This window comes from Rhizobium sp. 25PS6 (genome assembly GCF_032464655.1).
Lineage (GTDB): Bacteria > Pseudomonadota > Alphaproteobacteria > Rhizobiales > Rhizobiaceae > Rhizobium > Rhizobium laguerreae.
On record NZ_JAWDIV010000002.1, the window covers coordinates 255,584 to 270,695 of the forward strand.

The following is a 15,112-nucleotide window of genomic DNA, read 5'->3' on the forward strand; positions in this document are numbered from 1 at the left end:
CGCCGTGTTTTTCAGCGTGGAGAACGCTGTTATCCGAGCGGATATCCCTCTTCGGGATCGGTGACTTCGCAGCCGTTGATCGACAGAGTGTAGCCGCTGTCATTGGACGCTTTTGAGACCGAAATGCGGTATTTGCCGCCGCCTTGCTCTACCTCTGCCGCAAAACCGTCCCATTCCGAAGGGAGCGACGGGCGCACATAGAGCCGGCCGTCCCTCAGCCGGATACCGAGGATGCCCTCGACGGCGGCGCGGTAGAGCCAGCCGGCAGACCCGGTATACCAGGTCCAGCCGCCGCGCGACGCATAGGGATCATGGCCGTAGACGTCAGCCGCCACGACATAGGGTTCGACGCGGTATTGCTCCGCTGAAGCCTTGTCGAACGCGTGGGTGATCGGGTTGAGGATCTGGAAGCAGCGGAAGGCATCGTCACCCCGCTTCAGCTCCGCCAGCGCCATCACCACCCAGGTCGCGGCATGGGTATATTGCCCGCCGTTTTCACGCACACCCGGCGGATAAGCCTTGATATAGCCGGGATCCCTGGCGGAATTGACGAAAGGCGGCGTGAACAGCCGGATGATGCGGGCATCCTCGTCAACCAGCTGATCGAGCACGGCATCCATCGCCGTGACGGCGCGGGCCGGATCGCCCTCGCCGGACAAAACGCTCCAGGACTGCGCAATCGAATCGATCCGGCATTCAGGGCTCTCCCTTGAGCCAAGCAGCGTACCGTCGTCGAACGTGCCGCGGCGATAGTATCCGCCATCCCAGGCCGCAGTTTCGAGCGCCTTCTTGAGCTCGGTAAGATGCGCCGCCCAGCGCTCTGCGCGGACCGTGTCGCCGCGCTCTTCGGCATAGGGAATGAAGGAGCGCAGTGCACCCGCCAGGAACCAGCCGAGCCAGACGCTGGTGCCGCGCCCGGCGATGCCAACGCGGTTCATGCCGTCGTTCCAGTCGCCGCCGAGGAACAGCGGCAGGCCGTTGGCCCCCTTGCGGGCGATGGCGAGATCGAGCGCCAGCGCCGCGTGTTCGTAGACGGTCGCCTTATCCTCGGAAATCTCCGGCTTGTAGAATGAGTCGTGCTGGCCTTCGAGCAGTGCCGGCCCTTCCAGGAAGCCGATCTCCTCGTCGAGGACGTCTTTGTCGCCGGTGACGCTGCAATAGTGATGGATCGCGTAAGCGAGCCAGACGACATCGTCCGAGATCAGCGTGCGCACGCCGGCACCCGTTCCGGGCAGCCACCAATGCTGTACATCGCCTTCGCGGAATTGCCGCGAAGCGGCATTCAGGATCTGCCGGCGGGCAAGCGAGGGTTCGTGCAGCACGAAGGCCAGCGTGTCCTGCAGCTGGTCGCGGAAGCCGAAGGCGCCGCTTGCCTGGTAGAAGGCGGTACGGGCCATGATGCGGCAGCCGAGGCTCTGATACGGTAGCCAGGTGTTGACGAGATTGTTCATCCCGCGATCCGGCGTCGATATCTGCAGCCTGCCGGTGAAATCCCGCCAGAAGGCGCGGTTTGTCTCGACGGTCTCGTCGAACGAAGCCTTGCGGATATCGGCGATAACAGTGCGCGCTTCTTCATCCGTCAGCGTATCGCCGAGGAAGAAGGTGAAGTCGCGCTCCTCGCCGGCGCCGAGCTCGATGTCGATTGCAAGCGCCGCGGCCGGATCACCGTCGAGTTCCGTCGCGCCGGAAAGGGTGGCGGCGGAGATGACGGCCTGCGGTGCCTGGATGGTCCCCGCCTTGCCGATGAATTCGCGCCGGCTTGCCGAGAAGCTCGAAACCGTCTCGCTCGCCGCAAAGAAGGCAGTGCGGTTGGAAAAATCGATGCTGTAGGGGTTGGTGGCAAACAGCGCCCCCGTCTCCTCGTCATGGCTCGACAGGATGAAAGGCACCGTGCGTGCCGGATTGCTGCCGAGGATCCATTCGACATAACCGTAGAGACGCAGCTTGCGGCTGGCCGAACCGGTGTTGCGCAGGCGCAGGCGCTGCAGTTTCACCGGCTTTTCGCGATCGATCGTCTGCGTCAGCTCCAGCGCGATATCGTGCTGAACACTGGAGAAGACGGAATAACCGAGCCCGTGGCGGGCTTCGAAACGAATGTCCGGTCTGCGGGAAAGCGCTGCGAACGGCGTCATGACGGCACCGCTGTCGAGATCGGTGAGATAGAACGCCTCTCCCGAACGGTTGACCACGGTGTCGTTCGACCAGGAGGTCAGCTGATAGTCGCGCGAATTGACGCTCCAGGTGAAGCCCGAGCCCTCGGCCGACACGTGGAAGCCGAAGCTGTCGTTGGAAATGACATTGATCCAGGGCTGCGGCGTCGCATGACCTCCTGGCAGCCGAACGACATATTCGCGTCCGTCGCGGGCAAAGCCGCCAATGCCGTTCCAGAAGTCGAGATCGCCTTCCTCCTCGATGACGACGGCGGGCACGACAGGTGGCGGCACCGGCGCAACACGCTTGAAGGGGGCCTTGTTGCGCTCGGCCCGTTCCATCTCCTGCAACTCCTCCTTGGAGGGTGCGAATAGCGCGACGGCGCGGTTGATCTGGTCGACCACCTTGCCGTTCTTCGCATGCAGGGTGACGCGGGAAGCCGCGATCAGCGCATGATAGGTGGCTTCCTCCATCAGGTCCTGGCGAACCGCGAAGATATGCTGGCGCAAGCCATCGGCCTGGCCTACGCGGCGCACGTTCTCGCACATGGCGTCGAGGGCGTGTTGCATGTCCTGCGCATAGGAGGAGGCGCGTTCGTTCATGATCACGAGATCGGCGGTGACGCCGCGCGAGCGCAGATATTCCTGCGCCAGCAGCGCTTCGCGGGCGATATCGAGATCCATGTCGTCGTTGACGCGCAGCGTGAAGATCGGGAAGTCACCGGAGATCGCCAGCGGCCAGAGCGCCGATTGCGACTGCAGGCCGGCCTCGACGGTCGCCTCGTCCTTGCGCAGCTGCATGTCGGGATAGACGAGGTAGCGTCCGAGATGCTGGAAGGCCGCCGCCTGCTGCGAGGTGACGCCGACATGGCGCATCTGCACCTGCGTGCGTGTCCAGGCCTGGACGAGCTCATGGGTGAAGGCGTCGGGATGACGGTAGCGATTGACCGCCTTGTCGACTTCGTCGCGGCTCGGCGCCGCGATCGTCCAGAAGATCACGCTGACTTTCTTGCCGGCCGGTACGCGGACGGTGCGGCGCAACGACATGACGGCATCGAGCATGAAGCCGTCGCTGCCGGAAAGTGTCGCACCCGGATCGAAGGCCGCCGCATCGGCAAGGCTGCGGCCACGGCCGATGAACTTGCGCCGGTCGGTTTCGAATTCGGTATGGCGGGTATCCCCGGCATTGTCGACGATCAGATGGGCGATGCTGATGTTCGGCTCGTTCGGATCGCGCTTGTTGCGTTCGGCGCGGATGACGTCGCCGCGCTTGCCGATCTCTGTCTTGACGAACATGCGGGCGAATGCCGGATGCGCACTGTCGGTATCGTCGGAGGTGATCACCGGTTCGAGGTAGGAGGTGACCTCGATGAAACGGTCTTCCGTGCCCATGTTGAGCAGGGTGACGCGGCGGGCCTCGGCATCATGCTCGGTCGCAATGATGCACTCCACCTCGCTGGTGAGGTCGCCGACGATCTTTGTGAACTGCGCCTTCTCGTCGGCGAATTCGACCTTGATCTTTTCGCCCTCGACACCCTTCGGCTCCGATGTCGTCGACCACCATTCATTGGTGGCGGTGTCCCGCAGGAAGATGAAGCTTCCCCAGCGGTCTTCGGTCGGATCGGCTTTCCAGCGCGAAACGGCAAGGCCGTTCCAGCGGGAATAACCGGCGCCCGTCGCCGTCAGCATCAGCGAATAATGGCCGTTCGACAGGAACACGAGTTCGCGGTCGCGCGACGCCGGATCGCTGATCTTCCTGATCTCCGGCCGCAGGAGATCGTCCTGGATGCTGGCCGGCGTGTCGGATTCATGCTTACCGCTCATGACGGGAATGTCGCGCGGCGCCTTTTCCTGCAGCAGCAGCTCCGCTGCCTCGATGACGGGATCGGAGTGGAAGAGCTCGCGCAGATGACCATTGAAGGCGACGTTGGCGACCGCCGCGATCGACATGCCGTGATGGTGGGCATAATAATTGTAGACCACCGCGCATTTCTTGCCTTCCGGCACGCGCGTCGGCGTGAAGTCGACGGCGTCATGGAAGCCGAACTTGCCGAGCGCACCGACCTTGCGCAGCCTCTGCAGGTTTTCAAGCGCGCCTGGCGGGTCGTACTGAGCGGCGAGCAGCGACGCGTAAGGCGCGATGACGGCATTGTGGCCGAGACCGCGCTTCAGGCCGAGCGTCGGCACGCCGAAATTCGTGTACTGATAATTGAGGTTATGGTCGCGGGCATTGAAGGCCGCCTCCGAAATGCCCCAGGGAATACCGAGCTTGCGGGCATAATTCATCTGCTCGACGACGACCAGATTGTTGGTCTGGTTGAGAATACCCCCGCCGCGCTCCTGCATGACGAGCGGCGGCATCAGATATTCGAACATCGAGCCGGACCAGGAAACCAGCGCGCCGCGCGAACCGACCGGCACGACTTGGCGGCCGAGGCGGTACCAGTGTTCCGTCGGCAGGTCGCCCTTGGCGATGGCGAAGAGGCTGGTCAGGCGGCATTCCGAGGCGAGAAGGTCGTAGCAGGCCTGGTCGAGTTCACCGCTTTCGACGCGATAGCCGATCGACAGCAGACGCCGCTCTGGCCGAAACAGGAAGCCGAAATCCATCGAGAAGGCGAGATCGCGCGCCTTGTCGCGCAGCGCCACCAGCCGCGGCCTCAGCGCATCGACCTTGGAAAGATCGAAGGTGCTGTCGGAAATATGCGCCTCGCAGACCTTCACCAGCGATGCCGCCCACAAGGTGACCTCTTCGCTCTGCTTCGACTTGACCTCATGGTCGAGATTGGCGGCGAGCTTCTCGATGTCGCGGGCGAGAACGGCGAGGTTGATGATACGGATGGAGGCGAATTCGTGCTCGCGCTTGACGGCGGCGAGTGCGTTCTGGAAGCCGACGATGCGCTCCTCCAGGCGTCGGCGCAGCGGGCGCACGGTCTTGCGATCGTCGGGCAGGTCCGCCAGCACTTCGCCGAGAATGCCGGCCGTGTCGCCGACGCCGTCGAGATTGCCCTGCATATGTGCGGACGGCGCCTCGGCCCAGTTGCGGCAGGCCGACGAAATGGCGATCAGATGGCCGGCGAGATTGCCGCTGTCGACGGCCGAGACGTAACGGGGGCCAAGCGTCTGGAGCGTATCGGTGTGGTACCAGTTGAACAGGTGACCGCGGAATTTCTCCATTTTGTCGATCGTCGCGATCGTCTGCTCCAGCCGCTCGAGCGTCTCCTCGAAGGAGAACCAGCCGAAATGCCGGCCGGAAACGACGGAAAGCAGGTAGACGCCGATATTGGTCGGCGAGGTGCGCGCCGCGACGATCACATGCGGCGTTTCCTGGATATTGTCCGGCGGCAGATAATTCTGCTCGGCCGTCGTGAAGGTCTCGAAATAACGCCAGGTGCGCCGGGCGATCTTGCGCAGTTCGCTCGACACGGAATCGGCGACCTCGAGCCGGTCCTCGGTCTCTGCCGACTGGCTGACATACCAGGCGACAACAGGCGACAGGATCCACAGCAGCGCGAAGGGAATGCCGACGAGGAAGGCGTTGTCGCCTGGAAGAGCAGCAAAACCAAGCGCCAGCAGCGCCAGCACCGGTGCATGCCACATCGCCTTGTAATAGGAGATCAGCGTGCCCTGGCCGCCGGCCTGGACGCTGGCGGCGGTCCGCCACTGCAGCATCAGCTTGCGGCTAACGAACAGGCGGTAGAGCGAGCGGCCGATCGCATCCGCCATCATGCAAGCCGAATCGGCGATGAAGACGATGCGCAGCGCAACCTGCGCATTGGCAGCGGTGATATCGGACCAGACCGTATAGAGATGGGCGCGGGCGATGATATCGCTGGTGCGCGGGATGATGCCGTTGATGAGCGACAACGTCGGCGCGACGAAAAGGCAGAAGATCAGCAGAATCTGCCAGATGAGTGCGCCGAGCGGATCCATGAAATACCAGCCGAGCACGGAGGCGAAGAACCAGGCGATCGGCGTCAGCGAGCGGCGCAGATTGTCGAACATCTTCCAGCGGCCGAGTGCCGTGACGCCGTATTTCGGATTGAACATGTAGGGGAGAAGCTGCCAGTCGCCACGCGCCCAGCGATGCTGGCGCGAGGTTTCCACCTCGTAGCGGATCGGGAAATCCTCCACCAGTTCGAGATCGGTGACGAGCGCGCAACGCGCCATCGAACCTTCGAGAAGATCGTGGCTGAGCACCGAGTTCTCGTCGATCCGGCCCTTCAGCGACGCTTCGAAGGCGTCGACATGGTAAAGGCCCTTGCCGGTGAAGGTGCCTTCGCCGGCGAGATCCTGATAGACGTCGGAAACGGTGAAGACGTAAGGATCGAGGCCGCGATTGATCGAAAAAACGCGCTGGAAGACCGAAGCGTCCTTGCCCGTCGTCAGCGACGGGGTGACACGCGGCTGCAGCACGCCATAGCCGCTTTCGACGCGACCGGTTTTTGGATTGATGACCGGGCGGTTGATTGGATGATAGAGCTTGCCGACGAGCTTGGTGACGGCATCACGCATCAGGCGCGTATCGGCATCGAGCGTCATGACATATTGCACATTGGCCGGCACGGTATTGGCGCCCGGCAGGTAGGTCGTGTCGCGGTCGCCGCGCAGAAGCATGTTCAGCTCGTGCAGCTTGCCGCGCTTGCGCTCCCAGCCCATCCAGACGCCTTCCGAGGGATTGTAGAGGCGGCGGCGATGCAGCAGATAGAAACGCGTCTTGCCGTCATAGGCATAACGGGCGGAGAGATTGGCGATCTCGCGCCTGGCATAATCGAGAACCTCGAGATCGGCAGGCGTTTCCTCGGCCTCGCTGTCTGGCCAGTCGCTGAGCATCGCGAAATAGATCTCGCCACGCGGATTGGCGAGATAATGCACCTCGAGATTGCGCACGTGATCGTCGACACTGTCGCGGTTCGAGATCAGGCAGGGCACGACGAGCAGCGTGCGCGCATCTTCCGGAATGCCTTCTTTGAACTCGTAGCCGACGAGGCGCGCCGGCGTCACGAAGAAGGACAGCAAGGTGTTGAAGAGACCCGTCGCGCCCTCCGACGCTGGCACTGAGAACATGATCAGCAGCAGGGCGATTTCGACCGCCCCCATGCCGGCATTCGCCATGAACTTGCCGACGATCGCCATGGCGATGACCGTCAGCAGCATGACGGGCACGGCAATCGCCAGCCAGTTGAACCGGCGCACGGCGCGCACGAAATGCTGGATGACCGTCGGGCGATAATTGGCCCGCGCCTCGAGCTTCGGCCGCTGCGCGCCCGACAGGAAGCCGCCGACATTCGGTTCATGCGGCTGCGGCTCGCCGGAGGCCTTGGCGGCATCGGTCATGTCGAGCGCCAGCTGGGCGATTTCCATTTCCGACAGCGGCGAGCGCTTGGCCAGCTTCTCGATCTGCTTGCGATATTTGTTGCGCGAGCCGGAATCGAGGATGCCGTAATCCGAATGCTCCCAGAGCAGCTTGTCGACATGGCTGACCTGCTCGACCCAGACGGACCATTCGGCATCGTCGATCTCGCGAAGGCTGCGGATGATGTTGCCCATCGTCACATTGCCGGAAGAGAGCCGGCTGTGTTCGGCCGTCGTCGCCTCTTCGGTGTTGCGGCCCAGTTCTTCCAGCCGCTGATCGAGCCAGGTGATCGCCAGGCTCGACGTCTGCGAGCCGTCGCGCAGGCGATAGAGGAACTGCGTCGAGAAGGTATTGTCCTCGGCAAGCGGTTCCAACGTCTTCAGATAGGCGGCCGCTGCGGCTGGATCGGTAAGGCGCACCAATTCGTCGGCCGCCTCGTTGGCGCGCCGACGCAGGCGGCGGCTGGCTTCGACACGGCTCGAAATGCGACGAAGATTTTCCACGAGCACGTAGCGCACGAGGGAGGGCAACGCCCAGAGTTCGCCGATCCTGAGCGTCTCGCTGGCCTGGAAGCCGTCGACCAGCGCCGTCAGACTTTCCTGCGAGATCGTGCTGTGGGTATGGGCGACATAGAGCCAGGCAAGCACGAGGGTGCGCGGCACCTCGACGCCGCCGACGACCATGGTCGGCAATTCGCGATAGAAGCGGCGAGGAAAGTCGCGCCGCACCTCCTGGATCGCCTCTTCGACGATATAGTGATTATCCAGCAGCCATTCTGCCGCCGGCGTGATCGTATCACCGGCCTCGACGTCGGTCGCCGTGGTCCGGTAGACGCGCAGGATTTCCTTCTCGTTTTCCTTATGCCGAGCGAAGAAATCGAAGGGGGCGAAAGCCGGCAGCTTGTCGACGCCGTTGCGGGCGACCGCATCGCCCATCGCCTTGATGTCCTCGATCGAAAGATAGGTCGAGCGGATCGAACCGTTGTGATCGATCTGCTTCATATCGGGTTCGCGCGGAAGGCTCGGAGAAAGATGAGAAATAGACATGGGTTCGGTTCTGGATCCAAACAAAGTTATGGCTGTTTTGCTCAGCCTTTTGCACTGCTTATCATGACTGCTACATGAACGGAGCCCTATTCTTCAAAGATCGATGAAGCCCGGGTGGACGACACTCGGGCCGAGCGATGCATACGGGCTAAGCCCTGTTCAGGACCTGACCCGACGGGATCAAGGCCATCGATACCCTCTCTGCGAAAGCCATGTCGAAAATTTGGACACCCTCGGGAAAATTCAAGTCAAGCGGCATGCTGCGCCGCCCGGCGAGCTTGTCTGGGCGGTGGAAATGACGAAATGCGGGCACCTGGTTCCGGCAATGCAAGAACTCTTCGATTTTCAGAAAAACGAAAGACGGATGATCGGCTGACCATGCGTCCGGCGTCGGTTTGGGCGGCTGTGGCCCACGCCGCTTGCGCTTGAGATCAAGGCCGCCGTGGTGCGTTTTAGATGGCGTGAAAAAGTACAGAAGAATGATGATGGGGATCGGAATGCCAACCAACCATAACAAAATGCCTCTCGTGACCACTCTCCTTTTGACATTCGAGTGTCAGGAGAGTGCCGAGACAAATGAAATGTTCCGAAATTCTATAAAGGCGGAAACCGCCGCAGCGCCGGCATCGGCCGACGCTTGATCACGCCGGATTATCCGACGGCGCCGCAAACCATGGCTACGACGAACAGGAATGCTGCGGTGAAGATCGCTCCATGGAGTATCGTCTGAAGCCTATGGCGCCTGGTGAGCGGCTTCTTGGTCGGTACGGAACCATACTGGTTCACGTGAGCATGCGAAATACCCAGATCTGCCATATGTCGCCTCCGTTGTTCTCGTGCGGCCGGTTGTGCGGCTCGCGCTTATATTCGTATTTTCTCTATCAAGTAGGTAGAGATAAATTTCCGTCCAGAGCGAGCGGAAGAGAAAATTCAACCAGCCCTTTTAGCAGAGCGTGCGCCATGCCCAGATCAACGAGCGCTCGACGGCATTCTCGTTCTGCGACGGGTTGGAGGAAGTCTCGATCAGCCGACGGTCCTTTTCCGCAGGAATGGACGCCGAAATCTGTTCCCGGCGATCGGCTCGAACAGGAGGATCGAGGTAACCCATGGTCATCCCACCGAGAAAGAACATGCATCAACCTCCATCGATCACGAAAGCTAACAATCGTTAACGGGATCATGACAGAAGCGAGGCAGCTGTCAATAGTCTAGCTGAATGGTCGTCTTTTAGGGAAGCATTATCCTTAACACCGCCACCGGTCTTTTCTTTTCAACGGCTTGAAAAGATTGACTTTCAGGCTTTGACGAAACCCTTGCTCGCGATCATCAAATTTCTCGTATAGTCCTCGTGAACCGCGCCTTTCGCCAGTTCCTGCGAACTCAATCGCTCGACGACGAAGCCGTTGCGCATTACGGCGAGCCTTTCACACATATGGGTGACGACACCGAGGTCATGGCTGACCATCACGAAGGTGAGCTTGCGGTCGCGCCGGATCTCTTCCAAAAGGTTCAGCACTTCGGCCTGCACCGAGGCGTCGAGCGCCGATGTCGGCTCGTCGAGCAGCAGGATCGACGGTTCGACGATCAGCGCCCGGGCGATCGCCACGCGCTGGCGCTGGCCGCCGGAGAGCTGATGCGGATAGCGGAAACGGAAACCATTGCCGAGGCCGACCTCGTCGAGCGCGCGGGCGATGCGCTTCTCGCCGTCGGCGATGCCGTGGATTGCTAGCGGTTCGAGCAGAAGCCGGTCGATCGTCTGGCGCGGATGCAGCGATCCATAAGGGTCCTGGAAGACCATTTGCACGCGCCGGTAGAAGACTTTGCTGCGTTTCGAACCTTTCAGCGGCTCGCCATCGATGTTGATCGCGCCGCCGCTGACCGGCGCAAGTCCGGCAACGGCCCGCAGCAAGGTCGATTTTCCCGAGCCGGATTCGCCGACGAGACCAAAGGATTCGCCGCGTTCGACAGCGATGCTGACATTCTTTAAGGCATGAAAATGGTCGTAGACGACGCTGAGATCGTCGATCTCGAGAGCTGCACTCATGCCGCCCACTCCGGCTTGCGGTCGAGCACCGGCAGCGGGTGGCGGTTTGCGCCGATCTCGGGCATGCAGTTCAGCAGTCCCTGCGTATAGGGATGCTGCGCATGTTTGAGATCGGCCGCCGCCAGCTCCTCGACGATCTTTCCGGCATACATGACGATGACGCGATCGCAGAAGGAAGAGACCAGCCTCAGATCGTGGGAGACGAAGATCAGCCCCATGCCGCGCTCGGACACCAGCCTGTCCATGATCCTCAGCACGTCGAGTTGCACCGTCACGTCGAGCGCCGAGGTCGGCTCGTCCGCAATCAGCAGTTCCGGCCCGGCAATCAGCATCATGGCGATCATCGCACGCTGCCCCATGCCGCCCGAAACCTCGTGCGGATGCAGGTCGAAGACACGTTTCGGGTCGCGGATCTGCACCGCTTCCAGCATCGCGAGCGCGCGCTCGCGCGCCTCCGCCTTGCCGACCTTCTCGTGCGTGCGCAGCGTTTCGCAGATCTGCCGTCCGATCGACATGACGGGATCGAGCGAATATTTCGGATCCTGCAGGATCATGGCGATGCGCTTGCCGCGCAGCCTGCGCCTTTCGCCGGCCGAGGCATTGATAAGATCGATGCCGTTGAAATTAAGCCTGTCGGCCGTGACGATGCCGTGTTTCGGCGTCAGGCCCATGATTGCCCGTCCGGTCTGCGACTTGCCGGAACCGGATTCGCCGACGATGCCGAGCCTTTCCTTGCCGAGCGTGAAGGAGACGCCGCGCACGGCCTCGATCACGCCGGTGCGCGTGGGATAGCTGACCTTCAGCTTGTCCACCGTCAGAAGTGTCGTCATTGGCCGCTCTCCTTCGGATCGAGCGCGTCGCGCAGGCCGTCGCCGAGGAGATTGAAGCCGAGGCTGACGATGAGGATGGCGATGCCGGGCATCGCCGCGACCCACCATTGATCGAGGATGAAGCGCCGTCCCGAGGCGATCATCGCACCCCATTCCGGCAGCGGCGGCTGCGCCCCGAGGCCGAGGAAACCGAGACCGGCCGCCGTCAGGATGATGCCCGCCATGTCGAGCGTCACGCGCACGATTAGCGAGGAAATGCAGAGTGGCATGACATGGCGCACGATAATGCGAAGCGGCGAGGCGCCCATCAGCTTCACCGCCGAAATATAGTCGGAACGCCGGACCGTCAGCGTCTCGGCGCGCGCAATGCGGGCATAGGGCGGCCAGGAGGTGATGGCGATGGCGATGATCGCGTTCTGGATGCCGGGACCGAGGGCTGCGACGAAGGCGAGCGCCAGCACCAGCTTCGGAAAGGCGAGGAAGATATCGGTGATGCGCATCAGCGTCGCATCCACCCAGCCTCCGGCATAACCGGAGACCGTGCCGACAATCAGCCCGACCGGCGCCGAGATGACTGCAACGAGCACGACGACGAGCAGCGTCAATCGCGATCCGTAGATCAGCCGCGAATAGATATCACGACCCTGATCGTCCGAACCGAGCCAGAACTCGCCCGTGCCGGGCGGCAGCAGCCGAGCATTGCGCAGATCGCCGACAACGGGATTATGCGTGGCGAGCACATCGGCAAAGGCGGCGATGAAAAGCAGCGCCACGATGATCAGCAGGCCGACGACAGCGAGCCTGTTTGCCGTAAACTGCCGCCAGGTGACATAGGTGCGGCCGAGGCGGGCTTGCAGGCGCGATTGCGGCCGGTCGGAGAGCAGCCATTCGCGGCGGCTCATCGCAGGAGATGGGCTGGCATTGGCCGTCATCGGTTTCGCGTCCTCGGGTCGAGCGTCCGGTAGAGAAGATCGGACAGTAGGTTGATGCCGATGAAAACAGTACCGATGACGATCGTGCCGCCGAGCACGGCGTTCATATCGGCGTTCTGCAGCGAATTGGTGATGTAGAGCCCGATGCCCGGCCAGGAAAAGACGGTTTCCGTCAGCACCGATCCTTCGAGCAGGCCGGCATAGGAAAGTGCAATCACTGTGACGAGCGGCACGGCGGCATTGCGCAGCGCATGGCCCCAGATCACCCGCGTTTCCGAAAGCCCCTTGGCCCGCGCGGCAACGATGTATTCCTGTGAAAGCTCGTTCAGCATGAAGCTGCGCGTCATACGGCTGATATAGGCGAGCGAGAAATAGCCGAGCAGCGAGGCGGGCAGGATGATGTGGCGGAAGACATCGTAGAAGACGTCCCATTGCCCCTGCCAGGCGCTGTCGAAGAGGTAGAGGCCGGTGATCGGCGTGAACGTATATTCGAAGACGATGTCGATGCGGCCGGGGAAAGCCACCCACCGCAGTCGCGCATAGAAGATGACGAGCGAGATCAGCGCCAGCCAGAAGATCGGCACCGAATAGCCGATGAGGCCGATGACGCGCACCACCTGGTCGGCGATGCTGCCGCGGCGCACCGCGGCGAGAACGCCGAGCGGTACGCCGACGAAGGCGCCGATGAGCGTTCCGAACGTTGCGAGCTCGATGGTCGCAGGCAGGACACGGCGGATATCGACCATGACAGGATTGGTCGTCAGCACCGAATTGCCGAAATCGCCGGACAGTATACCTTTGATATAAAGGAAAAATTGCTGATAGAGCGGCAGGTTGAAGCCCATCTCCTGTCGCACCCGCTCGACGACGTGGTTGGGCGCGCGGTCGCCGAGAATGGCGAGCACGGGATCGATCGGCACGACGCGGCCGATGAAGAAGGTGACGGCCAGCAGGCCGAGATAGGTGGTGACGGCGGCAAACAGAAACCGCCCTAGCGCCTTTGCAAAGGCCCTAGCACGGCCCTTTCGGGGCCGCGCCTCCTGCGTTGTTTCGACGGTGCTCAAGCGACCAATCCTGCCGGACTATTCCTTGGCGATCGGACCGACGAAATTGGTGTCGAAGCTCGGACCCAGCTTGAAGTCCTTCAGGTTCTTGCGGTAGCCAGCCACCTCGGTCTGCTGGAAGATGAAGACGAAGGGGCTGTTTGCCAAGTACTTCTTCTGGATGTCCTGATATATGGCGGCGCGCTTGGCGGCGTCGCGCTCCAGAAGTGCTGCCTTGGCTTGCTTGTCGAGCTCCGGCGCTTCCCAGGTGTTGCGCCACGCGAGCGTCTTCACCGTGCCCGCATCGGAATTGTCGGGATTGCCGGTAAAGGTATCGGCATTGGAATGCGGATCGAAATAGTCCGAGCCCCACTGGCCGATATACATGTCATGGGTACGGGCGCGATACTTGGTCAGCGTCTGCTTGCCGTCGCCGGGGATGATTTCCATCTTCACGCCGGCCTGCGCCAGCGTCTGCTGCATGGATTCGGCGATACCGGTTACCGGCTGACTGTTGCGCACGTCCATCGTGATCGAGAAACCGTCGGGTACGCCGGCCTTGGCGAGCAGTTCCTTGGCCTTGGCGACATCGAGCTTGTAGGGATTCTCATCGAGCGCGCCGAGCTGGCCCTTCGGCAGGAAGGTCTGGTGGATCTCGCCGATCCCCTTGATCAGCGTTGCGCCGATCGCATCGTAATCGACCAGATATTTGAAGGCTTCCTGGACTTCCGGCTTCTTCAGGTTCTCGTTCTTGTTGTTCAGGCTGACATAATAGATCGTGCCCTTCGGCGCACTCGTTGTCGCGAGATCGGGATTCTTCGAAACCGCGTCGATGTCGCCCGGCTCGAGATTGCGGGCGATATCGATATCACCGGCTTCGAGCGCCAGGCGCTGGGCCGAACTTTCCTTCATGTAGCGGTAGATGACGCGGTTGAGCTTTGCCTTGTCGCCATAATAATTGTCGTTGCGCTCCAGCACGACGACTTCGTTGGCGCGCCATTCGCGCATCTTATAGGCGCCGGAGCCGGCATAGCCGGTCTTCAGCCATTCATTGCCGAAGTCGTTGTCGTATTTGTGCTCGGCACCCGGCGTCACCGCCTTCACATGCTCCAGCACCAGCTTCTTGTCGACGACAGAAGCGACGGTTGCCGTCAGGCAATTGAGCACAAAGCTCGGCGCATAGGCCTTGTCGACCGTGAAGACGAAGGTGCCGGCATCGGCAGCCTTGGCCTTTTCCGCGACGTTGTCGCCGGTCAGACCGAATTGGGTGAGGATGAAGGCCGGGCTCTTGTCGAGCTTGACGGCACGCTCGAACGACCAGGCAACGTCTTCGGCGGTGATTGGGTTGCCGGAGGCGAATTTCAGGCCTGACTTCAGCTTGAACGTATAGGTAAGGCCGTCATCGGAAACGCTCCAGCTCTCGGCCAGATCGCCCTTCACCTTGGACGTGTCGTCCATGTCGAGACGGACGAGCAGGCTGTAGCTGTTGGTAGTGATTTCGGCCGTCGAAAGCTCGAAAGCCTCGCCCGGATCCATCGTGATGATGTCGTCGATCGCGAAGCCTTCGACCAGCGTGTCCTTCGGCGTCTCGGCAAAGGCGGAGGGTGCGGCCATCATTAGGAGCGAAAGAGCGGCTCCCGCCGAAAGCAGGCGAAAATTGCGGCTGAGTTTGGTTATCGTCATGGTCTGTTCCCCTGTTTTTTGATTGGATTTG

Annotated in this window: 9 protein-coding genes; all 9 read right to left on the bottom strand. The window is 61.7% G+C overall.

Annotation, left to right across the window (positions count from 1 at the left end; genetic code table 11):
- Positions 1 to 29: 29 nt before the first annotated feature.
- The 9 genes from RWK44_RS03860 to RWK44_RS03900 all read right to left on the bottom strand — a co-directional run bounded on the left by RWK44_RS03860 (position 30) and on the right by RWK44_RS03900 (position 15,081).
- A complete protein-coding gene (locus RWK44_RS03860) occupies positions 30 to 8,549 on the bottom strand; it encodes a GH36-type glycosyl hydrolase domain-containing protein (RefSeq protein WP_316028382.1) in 8,520 nt (2,839 codons plus the stop codon).
- Between the two features lie 148 nt (positions 8,550 to 8,697).
- On the bottom strand, positions 8,698 to 9,066 hold the full coding sequence (locus RWK44_RS03865; protein ID WP_132611094.1) for a hypothetical protein: 369 nt from the start codon (positions 9,064 to 9,066) through the stop codon (positions 8,698 to 8,700).
- Between the two features lie 134 nt (positions 9,067 to 9,200).
- Positions 9,201 to 9,365: a hypothetical protein gene (locus RWK44_RS03870; protein WP_316028383.1), complete on the bottom strand. Its 165-nt coding sequence runs from the start codon at positions 9,363 to 9,365 to the stop codon at positions 9,201 to 9,203.
- Positions 9,366 to 9,492: 127 nt separating this feature from the next.
- Positions 9,493 to 9,681: a hypothetical protein gene (locus RWK44_RS03875; protein ID WP_020052143.1), complete on the bottom strand. Its 189-nt coding sequence runs from the start codon at positions 9,679 to 9,681 to the stop codon at positions 9,493 to 9,495.
- A 162-nt stretch (positions 9,682 to 9,843) separates the two neighbouring features.
- Positions 9,844 to 10,593, bottom strand: coding sequence for an ABC transporter ATP-binding protein (locus RWK44_RS03880; RefSeq protein WP_222061734.1), 750 nt, complete (start codon positions 10,591 to 10,593; stop codon positions 9,844 to 9,846).
- Positions 10,590 to 11,423 carry an ABC transporter ATP-binding protein gene (locus tag RWK44_RS03885; protein WP_020052145.1) on the bottom strand — a complete coding sequence of 278 codons (834 nt, stop codon included), beginning with the start codon at positions 11,421 to 11,423 and terminating at the stop codon, positions 10,590 to 10,592. The genes RWK44_RS03880 and RWK44_RS03885 overlap by 4 nt, the downstream gene beginning before the upstream one ends.
- A complete protein-coding gene (locus RWK44_RS03890; protein ID WP_025396434.1) occupies positions 11,420 to 12,355 on the bottom strand; it encodes an ABC transporter permease in 936 nt (311 codons plus the stop codon). Before RWK44_RS03890 ends, RWK44_RS03885 begins: the two co-directional genes overlap by 4 nt.
- Positions 12,352 to 13,419 carry an ABC transporter permease gene (locus RWK44_RS03895; RefSeq protein ID WP_221946122.1) on the bottom strand — a complete coding sequence of 356 codons (1,068 nt, stop codon included), beginning with the start codon at positions 13,417 to 13,419 and terminating at the stop codon, positions 12,352 to 12,354. The genes RWK44_RS03890 and RWK44_RS03895 overlap by 4 nt, the downstream gene beginning before the upstream one ends.
- An 18-nt stretch (positions 13,420 to 13,437) precedes the next feature.
- Positions 13,438 to 15,081: an ABC transporter substrate-binding protein gene (locus RWK44_RS03900; RefSeq protein WP_222061737.1), complete on the bottom strand. Its 1,644-nt coding sequence runs from the start codon at positions 15,079 to 15,081 to the stop codon at positions 13,438 to 13,440.
- Positions 15,082 to 15,112: the final 31 nt, after the last annotated feature.

What these genes read in the sequence shown, in the direction of transcription:
- RWK44_RS03860 (WP_316028382.1), bottom strand. Translation starts at nt 8,549, where the DNA reads ATGTCTATTTCTCATCTTTCTCCGAGCCTTCCGCGCGAACCCGATATG.
- RWK44_RS03870 (WP_316028383.1), bottom strand. Translation starts at nt 9,365, where the DNA reads ATGGCAGATCTGGGTATTTCGCATGCTCACGTGAACCAGTATGGTTCC.
- RWK44_RS03875 (WP_020052143.1), bottom strand. Translation starts at nt 9,681, where the DNA reads ATGTTCTTTCTCGGTGGGATGACCATGGGTTACCTCGATCCTCCTGTT.
- RWK44_RS03880 (WP_222061734.1), bottom strand. Translation starts at nt 10,593, where the DNA reads ATGAGTGCAGCTCTCGAGATCGACGATCTCAGCGTCGTCTACGACCAT.
- RWK44_RS03885 (WP_020052145.1), bottom strand. Translation starts at nt 11,423, where the DNA reads ATGACGACACTTCTGACGGTGGACAAGCTGAAGGTCAGCTATCCCACG.
- RWK44_RS03890 (WP_025396434.1), bottom strand. Translation starts at nt 12,355, where the DNA reads ATGACGGCCAATGCCAGCCCATCTCCTGCGATGAGCCGCCGCGAATGG.
- RWK44_RS03900 (WP_222061737.1), bottom strand. Translation starts at nt 15,081, where the DNA reads ATGACGATAACCAAACTCAGCCGCAATTTTCGCCTGCTTTCGGCGGGA.